Genomic DNA, 13112 nt, shown 5'->3' on the forward strand with positions numbered 1-13112 from the left:
CAAAACTAAACCAGCTGTGAGTCAAAACTCTAGCTGGTTTAGGGTTATGCTATGTCATTAACCACATTGTTCTGTAGTAGATACATTTTATGGTACAAACCTTTTTGGTTTAATAGCTCCTGATGAGTCCCACGTTCAACTATTTCACCATGATGCAGCACCAGAATTAGTTCTGCATCCTGTATAGTACTCAAACGATGGGCGATTGCTATAGTCGTTCTTCCTTTTCTCATTTTTTCTAAACTACTTTGAATAGCTACTTCTGTCTCTGTGTCAATATTTGCAGTTGCTTCATCTAGCACTAAAATCTTTGGATTAGTAGCTATAGTTCGAGCAAATGCTACCAATTGTCTCTGCCCACTCGAAAAAGTGGATCCACGTTCCGTCACTTTTTGTTTATAAGCGTTTGGTAGTTTTTCGATAAAATTATTTGCCTGCACAAACTCTGCCGCTTCTTTTACTGCTGTATCAGTCATGTTGTTTGCATGAAGACGAATATTACTTTCAATATCCCCATAAAACATGAACGGGTCCTGTAGAACAAGGCCAACTTTTTCTCGCATCTCTTCTGATTTGAAGCTTTTCACAGAGTGACCATCTATCTTAATATCACCTTGTTCAAATTCATAAAATCGCATAAGCAAGTTTATAATAGAACTTTTACCACTACCGGTATGACCAACTAAAGCAACAGTTTGACCAGGTTCAGCAGTAAACGAAATATTATTTAGCACATCAGTTTTTCCATCATAAGAGAAAGTGATATTCTGGAATTCAATTTTTCCTTGTTCAATTTTTGCATTTTCAACGTTTTGTTGATTTGGTGCTAAGTCTTTCTCGTCTAATAACTTGAAAACCCTTGAAGCTGCAACAATTGCTTGCTGAAAAATAGAAAGCCGCTGCATTACTTGATTAATTGGCTCAAAGAAACGATCAATATATGTTACAAAGGCATATATAACACCTACTTCTACGATATTATTCATGGATGTAATTCCGAAATAACTAAGTACCATGATAATTGCTAAAGCATAAACCAAATCAATAGCAGGTCGTAGTAATAAGCTATCAAGTTTGATGTTTCTTTTACCTGCATTCCAATGTGAATCATTGATCTCATTGAATTCGTCCTGTAACCGATCTTCCTGCCTAAATGCTTGAATCATTGTCATGCCTTGCAATGATTCCGCTAGCTTTGCATTTAGTTGACTTAATCTCTCTCTAAGATCCTGGTAAACTACCGAACTATATTTCCTATACGTCAGGATAATTATAGCTAATATTGGTAATAAAATAGTTGTCACAAGTGCGAGCTTCACATTTAATATAAACATTGCAATATACACACCAACTACTAAAAAACCACTTTGTACAAATCCCACCAATACACTAACGAACATATCTTTAATAGCTTCAGTATCATTAGTCACACGGGATACAATACTCCCCGCTGGAGTTTTGTCAAAATAACGCATTCCTAATTTGTGTACTTTCGTAAATACATCAATTCGCATCTGTTGAATAATTTTCAGCGCTAGCTTTTGGAATGTTAATAATTGAAAATAGCTGACAATTACATTTCCAATTTGTATAAAAATATAACCTATTGCAAGACCTACTAGTGGACCTGTCGGGAAATATCTAGGTGTTAAAAAATCATCCATATACGTTTTGATCAAATATGGACCAAGAATATCACCTGTAACAGTTAATAATAGTAAAAGTAAGGCGATTGCAATTGTTTTTTTATGTGGTTTCAAGTAGCTGAGTAAACGTTTGAAAACTACCCACTGGTCTCTTCCTGTCAGCTGCGGTTGTTTTTCATCCATTAAGATTCACCCCCTTGCTCCACTAATGATTCTAACTGCTGTAGTTGATACATCTCATAATACATGCCTTGTTGCTGCATTAATTGATCATGAGACCCCTTTTCTACTATCGTTCCCTCATTCATCACAATTATCTGATGTGCATGCTGAATCGCGCTTAAACGATGAGAGGTAATAATAGTTGTTTCATCGATACGATTAGCTTTTAATGCTTCTAAAATTGCTTCCTCGGTTTTAGCATCTACTGCCGATAAAGAATCATCTAGTATGAGTAATTCAGGCTCCATCATTAGTGCACGAGCAATTGATATACGTTGTTTTTGTCCCCCTGATAACGATACACCACGTTCTCCAACGACCGTATTATAGCCATTAGTAAACTGTAAAATATCCTCATGTATGTAAGCCAATTTTGCAGCTTCCTTAACAGCCTCCATAGTTGCTCCTGCATTAGCAAATGCTATATTACCTGCAACAGTTGTAGAGAATAAAAAATGATCCTGTGGTACATAACCAATTGCTTCACGTAAGCTGCGTTTTTTATATTTGTCAATCGCATACCTTCCGTAAAGAATCTCCCCTGTATATCCTTCAAATTCCCGCATTAAGAGCTTCAATATTGCAGTTTTTCCAGAACCTGTTTTACCGACAATCCCGAGCGTTTCCCCTCGTTTAAGCGTAAAATCTACATGATGTAATGCTGCTCGATCGTCTCCTGGAAATTTGAATTCCTTAATTTGAAAGTGAATATCTCCTTCTGGCTTTACATTCGCAGCATCTGAAATATCATCAATTTCAATCTTTTCGTCCATTAAATTATTGATACGATCATAAGATGCACGACCTCGCTCAACAATATTAAATAGCCACCCAAACGCAAGCATCGGCCAAACGAGCAAACCAAGATAAGACGTAAACGCAAATAAATCACCGATAGTCATTTCATCAGCGAGTATGTAACGAGTACCAAATACAATGGATAGGAAAAAACACATCCCAACAACTAAAGAAATCGTCGGATCAAATAATGCATCTACCTTAGCTACACGTATATTTTTATCTACTACTTCTTGTGATAATTGAACAAAATCTTCCGTATCTTCTTTTTCCTGTCCAAACGTTTTAATGACTTTAACTCCAGAAATACTTTCCTGTGATTTATCATTTAAATTAGAAAAAGCTTCTTGAGCATAACGAAACCGTTGGTGCAACAGTTTTCCATAATAGCTAGTTAAAATAGCCATTAACGGTAGGGGTAATAATGCTATTAATGTTAGCTTCCAATTAATCGTAATAGCCATTGCAGCGATTACAAATCCTCCTGTTGCTAGTGAATCCACAAGCGTTAATACACCTGCACCCGCCGTTTGTTGAACAGCAGATAAGTCATTTGTTGCGTGGGCCATTAAATCTCCAACACGTTTTTTTTGATAAAAAGAAGGAGACATTTTTGTGAAATGACGAAACAAATTTTCTCTAAGCTGTCTTGCTAAAAATATCGATGAACCAAAAATCATAATTCGCCAATAATAACGCAAAATATACATCCCAATTGACGCCAGTGCTAAGATACCTAACCATTTAACCAAAAATTCAGTAGTTAGCGTATTTTGACTGATTTCATCTACAACATACCCTATTATCTTTGGTGGTAGTAGCTGTAGGAATGCAACAAACAATAACATCAGAATCCCAATCAGATACTGCTTTTTTCTTTGTTTAAAAAACCATCCTAAATCCAAAAATACTTTCACTTTTCTTCCCCCACTATATATATTAAGACTTTATTATTTTAGCAAATATTTGAACATTCCGATAGATGGTATAACAAAATAATTCGGTTACTGAAATATTTTCACTAGAATAATGTATATTTGATAGTTTAGTCATTATCATAATTGCTTACTTCAACAGAAAACATAATTTGTAATACCATATAGGAACATCCTTATAAGTGGACTTCGTTGCTTGTAGCGCATGCCTACGACTCCAACCTAATAACAAATGTTTACAGCACAGAAAGTAACCCATCCTTCTTCGACAACCTGTTGGTCAAGGAAATTCAAGCTGTGACCTCGAAAAGTGTTCGCCTGTTTTTGCTTCGCTTCACTAGCTTCAATAGATGAAAGTTAATTGGAGTCCAAATCTACTTTGTTCGGAATTTACTATTTAATATTAATTAAATCAATTCAAATTAGAATTAGAATGTTAATACTTTATTAACTTTTAAAAAATTACACAATTTTTTATATAGTAGGATAAAAAACGTATATAATAGATAAATATATTCAAACCACTATACGATAGGAGAGGTCATCTTGAATCATTCAAATAAACGCGCATATAATTTTAATGCAGGACCTTCTGCGCTACCACTAGAAGTATTAGAAAAGGCACAACAGGAATTAGTTAATTTCCAAGGGTCAGGTATGTCTATTATGGAAATGAGTCATCGCAGTGCAACTTTTGAAAAAGTCCATAATGAAGCTATTTCCCGTTTAAGAAAACTTTTCGCTATTCCAACCGACTATGAAATTCTTTTCTTACAGGGTGGCGCAAGTCTTCAATTTACTATGATTCCGATGAACTTCTTAAAAAACGGGAAAACCGCAAGCTATATTATGACTGGTGTTTGGTCAGAAAAAGCTTATAAAGAAGCTAAACTTTTTGGTGAACCTGTTCAGATTGCAAGTACAAAAGAAAATCAATACCGTAATATTCCTACATTTGACGAAATTGATATCGACACAGATGACGCATATGTACATGTCACATCGAATAATACAATCTACGGAACACAATGGTCCGAGTTTCCTAATACAGGAGAAGTTCCATTAATCGCAGATATGTCTAGTGATATCATGTCAAAACCTGTTGATATTAGTAAATTTGATATGATCTATGCAGGTGCTCAAAAAAACCTAGGACCTTCCGGAGTAACTGTGGTTATTGCTCGTAAGGATTTTCTCGCAAAAGCCAATTCAGAAATCCCAACAGTCTTAAAATACAGCACACATGCTGAAAGTAACTCTCTTTACAACACACCACCAACATTCGGCATTTATATGCTTGGAGAGGTGTTAAAATGGATAGAAGAAAAAGGCGGTTTGACTGCAATCGCACAACAAAATGAGGAAAAAGCGAAATTGATATATGATGTGATTGATAATAGTAACGGCTTCTATACAGGCCATGCTTCAAAAGAAAGCCGTTCTCTAATGAACATAACATTTCGCGTTGCAGACGAAGAATTGGAACAACAATTCTTATCTGAAGCAAAAGAAGCAGGCTTTATCGGTTTAAATGGGCATCGCTCTGTTGGAGGTTGTCGTGCTTCTGCTTATAATTCGGTTCCACTAGAAACATGTAAAGCTCTAAGTGATTTCATGATCGCATTTAAAACCAAGCACCAATAAATTATTAATACCCAAGGTAATTTTACCTTGGGTATTATGGATTTTTTTCACTTGTTTTCATTTGTTCAAATTTCAGGTCTTTTTATTTTTTTATAGCATATTTTCTAATGAGATAAATGGGAAAATCTCATACCATTTAGGAGGAAACCGATGAAGGCAATAATTTCTAATAAATATGGCTCACCTGATAATCTTGAATTTAAAGAAGTGAAAAACCCTATTCCTGACGAAAATCAAGTGCTTATTAAAATCTACGCTGCCTCCTTGAATTATGGAAACCTAGTTCTCTTAAAAGGAGAACCCTTCCTAGCACGATTTGCATTTGGACTTTTTAAACCTAAATACATTATTCCCGGAGGTGATATATCCGGGAAGGTTGAATCTGTTGGTAAAAATGTAAAACACTTTAAACCAGGTGACGAAGTATTTGGTGACCTCTCTGGCTGTGGGTGGGGAGGCTTTGCTGAATATGCAACAGTTCCTGAAAATTCATTGGTGATGAAACCAAGTAATATATCATATGAGGAAGCTGCTGCTGTGCCTATGGCCGCCACAACCGCCCTTCAGAGTTTACGAGATAAGGGCAAGATCAAATCAGGGCAAAAGGTTTTGATAAATGGAGCATCTGGTGGAGTAGGTACTTTTGCAGTACAGATTGCAAAATCATTTGGGGCAGAGGTAACCGCGGTCTGTAGCACAAGAAATTTAGACATTATAAAATCTATTGGAGCAGACAATGTCATTGATTATACAAAAGAAAACTTCACCAAAAATAACGAACTGTATGACATAATTCTTGCAGTAAACGGTTATCAACCAATTTCGGCTTATAAGGGTTCTCTTAGTCAGAATGGTAAATATGTAATGGTCGGTGGTTCCGGAGCACAATTGACTCAAGCTATGATATTGGGTCCACTACTTTCCATGATAGGAAGTAAGAAATTGGGCAGCTTTTTGCAAAGACCAAATCAAACTGATTTGATTTTTATTAGGGACCTTATAGAAGCCGGTCAATTAAAACCTGTAATAGATAGATACTATAAAATGAGTGAAGTCCCTAACGCTTTCAGGTATTTTGAAGAAGGGCATACTCAAGGAAAAATCGTTATTACAATGTGAAAGTTTTTAGAAAAAAATCTTTCAAATATTATTGCTGAGTTCTGTCACAGACATCCGTGTCTTCCAGAGTTTCCAACTTGGTACTAATAAAAGAGACAGTTCGCACTGTCTCTTTTATTGTGAAAATCTTATTTTTATAAAGATTAGAGCTAGTTGACATATACTCCAGAGTCTAGCCTTTAATAATTGCCACACCAAGTTCAAGCAGTAGAATTTTTATCAATTTCAAAACCACCAGTTATAACCGTTGGAATAATGAATTAACTAGAAAAATGTATTAAGATTATCTTACCAAAAAAATGCTGAAGCTAGAGCGATGCCAGCAATAGCACCCAGCGCAATACCAAAACCAAAGCCAGATTCTCCATATCCACCAAAAAATCCTAAACCATAACCTCCAAGATTTTCATCAGGTCGTATCCAGACCATATTTCTGTTAACTCTTGTAATTTCCCCTACGTGAACCCTGCCATCATGACAAGTAATTCTCACTCGCTGTCCATTAAACCTACAACATTGATTATATAAATCAGATCGATTCATTTTCATCCTCCTTTCAAGACTACTTAATATGTCGTTATTAACATATGCAGTTGAAAAGATTGTGTAATAGACAACCGTCTAGAAAATGAAAGTTTGAGGTTATTTATTGTTTTATAAATTTGTAGAATGATGAGGATTAACTTGGAGTAGTTTATTATAAGTGTAATAAATGCGCCATATATTATTGTGAGTTATAGCACTACAAACTTATATTTCATACTGTTTTCTGTGTATTGTTTTAGTTTAGAAAGTGAAAATTTTGTAGTAGGAATAATCTTTTCTTATCATTTTCGACATTTAAATACTCGATAGTTGATGAAATCCCCGTTATGAAGTAAAAATTCGTTATGCTTTTCCCATATGTCAAAGAGATCCATATTTATTTGAATAGAAGGATTTGTGTCATTAATTTCACTTTTAATAAGTTCTGGTGGAGTATTTATTATTTCTACTTGGGTTAATCCAGCTTGATGTAACCGTAGTATCCATTCTTCGGTATTTAATACTTCCTTAATCCCGTATAAACTACATGCTAATTTTTGTTGTTTTTCTGACAGATATTGTTCAGCAGTCATCTCAATCATTATCAAGCTTCCATCACTTTTCAAAACTCGAGAAAGCTCCTTTAACGTCCTCGAAATATCAGTAAAAACAATAACAGACTCAGATATAATCAAATCAAAGGAGCTATCTACAAAATCTAAATTGTGCACGTCTTCTTCCAACACCATTACCGGTACTTTAATTTTTTTAAAACGTTGCCAAGCTTTTTGAACCATAATTGGGTGATTGTCAATCGCTGTCACTTGGCAATTATACTTTTCAGCTAAAAAGGCTGCGGTCTGCCCTGTTCCACACCCAACATCAAGCACAGATTCATTTGGTTGAATGTTTTCATTTTCCAATATAGCTTTTGTTAAATTAAAGCCACCAGGATGTGCACCACCAATCCCAAAATAAGCTAATAAATCTAAATAAGTATTTGTCACTGAAATTCCCTCCTCCCTTTAATAATGTTATAGTATGCTTTTTAAGCATATCTGTAACTATTTAGGTAAGCTCGGGATTAACAAAACTCGTTCACAATTTACATTGAAAATAGGGAGATTGTTTTCTTTTCCATAAATGTTTCGATTGTGCCCTAATATTTGAAAAACCAGGCAAAAAGATGCCCGGTTCTAAAAGACGCGTATATACGCCGTTGATGTAAACGAAGGACGGACGCTTTCCGTGGGCTCAGCTTCAGCCGCTGTCTTGGCAGATTAAAACTCTTTTACAAATAAACTTTCAATCTAAGATCTCTGAAATTGTAATGTATTCAGTAATTATAATTTTTCTGTTCTGTTGCATGCAATAACTACTTTTTATGCTCTACCTTGAAACATGGACAGCTATAAAATAGTAAATCAGTTTGATAACAATATTATCCTTGGATACCTCTTTCTAAAAGTTTGTATACACCTCGATAACTTTCGTTCATGATAATTTCCGCCACTTCTTCACCTCTCAATTCACCTATATCTGTTAGAAATGATAACGCCGCTACCAAACAAATTTTTGCATCAAATTCAGAAGGCATAGCCTTATATGGATTATTTATAACAACCTTGTTATACCTTTCTTTAAAGTGATTTCTTTGTAAAAAATTATGTAAGTCTTCATAATGTTCTTCTGAGCAATCTTTTTCTTCAAAAGTTCTTTGTATAACAACTTCATTTAAATGCACTTGACCAACTTTAATCAGTAATTTTAAAGCATGTTCTAAACAAATTTTCTCATTAAAATAGCTTTGCACATACATATTATTTATCCTCATTTCGCTCTAAGAACTCAAATACCAACTAGAAGTCATTATATATTTATTCTGCTAAAATACTGAGTTAGCTTTAATATTATGATGATTTCATATACTTACTCTTAGGAATCAAAACTATTAAGGAAACAAGTAAAATCAAAAACAGAGATACAATGATTTTCTTGGCATTATCAGGTTCACCGAACATATAAACTAATACGTTTGCAAATGATAGTGGTATCCCAAGCCATTTTAAGAACGGTAAAATCAGAAATATACCAACTATTATGCCCCCCAAGAATAGGATATAATTTTTTATACTCATATTGTTTTGACACTCCTTTTCCTAATAGTAGAATTATTAAAAATCAAAATACATGCTCACCGATTACTAAACTGGTTCGATTGTTGATTTAAAGTAAATTATCTCTGGATCCCCTTCATCTAAGTTTTCAACAAATCCACTTTGTATAAATCCAATTACTTTGAATACTTCTTGCATTGTTATATTTGATTGATTAGTGGAAGAGAATATTTTCTTTGTTGGTGCTATGCTTACAAAATACTCAATGAGGGATGTTGCATATCCCTTACGTCTTTCAGTTGGCTTAATAACTATCAAAGATATAAAGCTACATTCGAAGAAATTTATATCAAAAATCAAGAATCCAACAAATGAGGACTTATTTTTAATAGCAATACATCTCTCCTCTTCAATAGCATTCTTTATGAAATTTCGTCTGCTATCATTGCCAATCACTTCTATATCAATTTTCACTATTTCTTCTAAATCTTTAAGTTTGGATATAAACAAATGTGTCATATTAAAATACCCCTTATCGAAATCTAATATATCAGTTATTCTCTAGTTAAACTAACCACCTATAAAAATTTCTGATTCACGAGGTTGCGAACTTAGTATTTGCCCTCTAATATCTTCCTGCGGGGCTGTGCTATCGTTCACCTGCAACTTCTCGATGCAGAAAAACCCCTACTATTTTAACTCGGTTCTCTCTGTCTCGCTTCTTTACGTTATAAAATTAGAATAGTAATAATTTTATGAATCAATGAAAATGTCTATTGCTTTTTTACAAATATCGTGATGAATTGTCCCGTCAAAATTTAGTAAGACTACAATTCCTAAATTGAGTTCAGGTACAATTGACATCAGTGACCTTACAGCTAGTTGACCGCCTCCATGCTCCACTATTTTTAATCCTCTATATTTATCTGTAAACCATGCCAGTCCGTAACTTCTGATTTCACTTTCAAAACGCCATTCCTCACTTACAAGATGAATAGGTTTTTGCATTGCTTCAACTAAATCTCGTTTTAAAATTTTTGAGCTTTTATCCAAATGGAATAACATATATTTCCCTAAATCATTTGCTGTTGAATACAAGTAACCTATAGGAGCTGAAATTGAGTTTATTGGAAAAGGAGTTTCTATTCTATCCTGGCCTAAATAATATCTGGCACTGTTCTTATCTTTTTTAACTATTTGTGAATCATTAGTTGTACGATTCATATTCAGAGGGGTGAGGATTTCATCTTTAAGACATAGTTCCCAATTAAAACCTGTCACTTTTTCAAACAAATCAGCAAGTATTACATATGTATCTGTACAATAGTTCCAACCTTGACCTACAGGATATTCCAACTCTACTCTTTTAAACCATTTCGTTATATCATCTCGAGTTCGAATATTTCTTATCTCATCTTCAGTAAGGTTATAATAATCTAATGCCTCTTGAAATTCTGTGGGTGTATCTGAAAATATTTCTTTTACATTCGGGGCGATCATATTGGCAATTCCTAAGTTTGAAGGGAACCCTGCCGTATGGGATAAAAGATGACGTATGGTGATAGTGTCACTCTGTTCTTTATTTATTGTTTTAAAGTAAGGCAAATATTTAAGAACAGGATGATCCAAGGATATCAAGTTATTTTCAACAAGCTTCATAATTGATAATGCCATAAAGTTTTTTGAAATACTTTGAATACTCATCAATGTATCACCATCTATTCCACGTTTTACTGGTTGAAGCTGAGAGTAACCAAAACCCTTTGAATAGATAATACTTGAGTCTTTAACAATTGCAATGCTTAATCCAACTCCCTGCTGCTCATGGATAATTTCATTAATATAATCTGTTATAAGATTTAGTTTGTAATCAGTTTTTTTCATACAATTCCTCCTTTTTCCTCTACACTATCAATCGTCTTTAGTTTAATACGTTTTTAATGATTCGAAGTTCCATTTTTTGCAATATTCACATTAAATGAACATATGCCGTTTCCTGTTTATTTCCCAATGGGACTATGAAAACTCTATTAAGAAGGCCATATTTTAGAAAACGACTGTTGAATTATCCGATTCCTAATAGAACATTATGATTAAGTAAATCTATTATTATAGGAGAGTTAGTCATATCATTTTTTATTTAGTATAATTAGCTCATCAATAAATAGGGGGAATTTTCATGCAATTATCAACTGTAAATCGATGCATTCGGAAGCCATTTTCAACATCACCGCCACCACTGTTTACTCCTGCTGCCCAGTCGGCATTGAATAAGCTTATATTAAAAACAGATTAAGAATCTGCGAATATATGAACTCTTTCGCAGATTCGAAGGAGTAGACGATGAAATCTAAAATTCAGTTCTTATTATCAATGATAATCTTCGGAACAATTGGTGTTTTTGTAAGATACATTGACTTATCTTCGAGTGAAATAGCTTTATTACGTGGTTTAATTGCTAGTTTATTTTTAACTACAGTCTTGTTTATGATGAAGAAGAAAATTTCATGGGCAATGGTCAAAGTAAATGCTCTAGTTTTAGTACTTTCTAGTATTGCACTTAGCGGAAATTGGATTTTCCTGTTCGAATCATACAAGCATACGACCATTTCTAACGCTGCATTAAGTTACTATTTTGCACCTGTTATTGTCCTGATTCTTTCACCACTAGTACTTAAGGAAAAATTATCAGCTAAGAAACTAATTTGCATTGGTATAGCAATGCTAGGTATGTTATTCATTGTTGGTAATGGTGGTTTAAGTACAGCTGGATTAGATGATCTAATTGGAATTGGCTATGGATTACTAGCAGCTGTATTCTATGCGTCTTTAATGTTACTGAATAAGTTCATAAAGAAAATGGATGGCTTAGAAACCACGTTCCTTCAACTTGGAACAGCGACAATAATTCTCATTCCATACGTTTTCTTTACGGAGGGATTCGGAATTTTGGGAGTATCAAGTTCTTCAATACCATTTATATTAATCTTAGGGATTATACACACTGGTATTGGATTCTTATTATTCTTCTCTGGTATGCAGAATTTAAAAGGACAAAGCATTGCTGCACTAAGCTATGCTGATCCAATCACATCATTATTAATCTCTGCTATTGTCTTGCAAGAGCAAATGACCTTTATTCAAATAGTAGGTGGTGCATTGCTTTTAGGTTCGACATTTGTTAGCGAAAATAAATCAATTGAATTTCCAAAAAGGTTAATAAAAAAAGCTAAATAACAGAACAAAACAGTAGAAAGTATCAGCTTCCTACTGTTTTTGTATTTTAAAACTAATCTATAATATAATTTGTATTTTTCATTCAAGCTTAGCCATACTAATTTATATTTTATGATAATGGGAAAAATGATAATATGCATTGTCACTTTATTTAATTCTTGTGGAGAGCTAAATTGTTTAAAAGTATATTTTATGGAAGGAATATTAATATGAACAAGTCTAAATATGTTATAGCTGTGTGTACTTTCGTTGTATTCTGTATTATATGGATGACCTATGAGACATCATTCATACAATCCTTCGACAGGATAGCCTCGGATTCACTTTATGGCAATAAATTCATTACAATGTTTCACTATTTAGGTGAAACTAAGTTCATATTTGCTGTCACCATAATTGTTTTAATCATTATTTGGTTTCGTAAACGTGACTATAGATTGACGGTTTTTGTCATTTTTTCTGTTGGTGCTGGATATGGTTTATACCAATTTTTAAAACGTGTAATAGAACGACCACGTCCTGAGATTGTAGATCAGTTTTCCACTTTTAGTTTTCCTTCTGGACATGCAGTGCATGGTTTATTGTATCTTTTAACAATCACCTATTTAATCAATCAAACTGCAATCATTTCGAAAAAGGCTTCAATCATCGTTTGGATTTCAGCCATTATATTAACTTTATTAATTGGGCTCTCTCGCATAACAGAGGGACGTCACTTTGCTTCTGATGTTTTAGCTGGTTGGATGCTTGGATATAGTTGGTTTGTCCTTTGCTTATGGTGGTATAAAAGAGGTAATCGCGAACGTAACAAATAATAGTACTGTATCATACAAATAAAAGGCTTAAATCCAACTAAATAGGATTTAAGT

11 protein-coding genes are annotated in these 13112 nt (G+C 33.9%); 4 read left to right on the forward strand and 7 right to left on the reverse strand.

The annotated features are described in order from the left end of the window. Positions 1–44: 44 nt before the first annotated feature. Both MKY60_RS09860 and MKY60_RS09865 read right to left on the reverse strand, forming a co-directional pair. Complete coding sequence (locus MKY60_RS09860; protein WP_340929666.1) at positions 45–1829, reverse strand: ABC transporter ATP-binding protein; 1785 nt, start codon at positions 1827–1829, stop codon at positions 45–47. Beyond that, positions 1829–3583, reverse strand: coding sequence for an ABC transporter transmembrane domain-containing protein (locus MKY60_RS09865; RefSeq protein ID WP_340929667.1), 1755 nt, complete (start codon positions 3581–3583; stop codon positions 1829–1831). The genes MKY60_RS09860 and MKY60_RS09865 overlap by 1 nt, the downstream gene beginning before the upstream one ends. 564 nt (positions 3584–4147) lie before the next feature. Here MKY60_RS09865 and serC point away from each other — a divergent pair. Together serC and MKY60_RS09875 are read left to right on the forward strand one after the other, a co-directional pair. Further along, positions 4148–5245, forward strand: a complete 1098-nt coding sequence (gene serC, locus MKY60_RS09870; protein WP_090569337.1) for a 3-phosphoserine/phosphohydroxythreonine transaminase — start codon at positions 4148–4150, stop codon at positions 5243–5245. 150 nt (positions 5246–5395) lie between these two features. Continuing rightward, a complete protein-coding gene (locus tag MKY60_RS09875; protein ID WP_340929668.1) occupies positions 5396–6364 on the forward strand; it encodes an NAD(P)-dependent alcohol dehydrogenase in 969 nt (322 codons plus the stop codon). A gap of 288 nt (positions 6365–6652) precedes the next feature. On the opposite strand, the gene MKY60_RS09880 is transcribed toward MKY60_RS09875, so the two are convergent. The 5 genes from MKY60_RS09880 to MKY60_RS09900 all read right to left on the reverse strand — a co-directional run bounded on the left by MKY60_RS09880 (position 6653) and on the right by MKY60_RS09900 (position 10890). Then, positions 6653–6907: a hypothetical protein gene (locus tag MKY60_RS09880; protein ID WP_090569343.1), complete on the reverse strand. Its 255-nt coding sequence runs from the start codon at positions 6905–6907 to the stop codon at positions 6653–6655. Between the two features lie 284 nt (positions 6908–7191). Then, positions 7192–7896, reverse strand: coding sequence for a class I SAM-dependent methyltransferase (locus MKY60_RS09885; RefSeq protein ID WP_340929670.1), 705 nt, complete (start codon positions 7894–7896; stop codon positions 7192–7194). A gap of 434 nt (positions 7897–8330) precedes the next feature. Next, entirely contained in the window at positions 8331–8708 is a 378-nt protein-coding gene (locus tag MKY60_RS09890) for a hypothetical protein (RefSeq protein ID WP_340929672.1), read from the reverse strand. A gap of 385 nt (positions 8709–9093) precedes the next feature. Next, a complete protein-coding gene (locus tag MKY60_RS09895; RefSeq protein WP_340929673.1) occupies positions 9094–9525 on the reverse strand; it encodes a GNAT family N-acetyltransferase in 432 nt (143 codons plus the stop codon). 234 nt (positions 9526–9759) lie between these two features. After that, positions 9760–10890, reverse strand: coding sequence for a serine hydrolase domain-containing protein (locus MKY60_RS09900; protein ID WP_340879680.1), 1131 nt, complete (start codon positions 10888–10890; stop codon positions 9760–9762). A 459-nt stretch (positions 10891–11349) separates the two neighbouring features. Here MKY60_RS09900 and MKY60_RS09905 point away from each other — a divergent pair, with 459 nt between their 5' ends. Together MKY60_RS09905 and MKY60_RS09910 are read left to right on the forward strand one after the other, a co-directional pair. Beyond that, positions 11350–12243, forward strand: coding sequence for a DMT family transporter (locus MKY60_RS09905; RefSeq protein ID WP_340929675.1), 894 nt, complete (start codon positions 11350–11352; stop codon positions 12241–12243). Between the two features lie 209 nt (positions 12244–12452). After that, the gene (locus tag MKY60_RS09910) at positions 12453–13058 is read left to right on the forward strand and encodes a phosphatase PAP2 family protein (RefSeq protein WP_340929678.1); all 606 of its coding nucleotides are present in this window, start codon (positions 12453–12455) and stop codon (positions 13056–13058) included. Positions 13059–13112 lie beyond the last annotated feature (54 nt).

Source organism: Psychrobacillus sp. FSL K6-1415 (genome assembly GCF_038003185.1).
Taxonomy (GTDB): Bacteria; Bacillota; Bacilli; order Bacillales_A; family Planococcaceae; genus Psychrobacillus; species Psychrobacillus psychrodurans.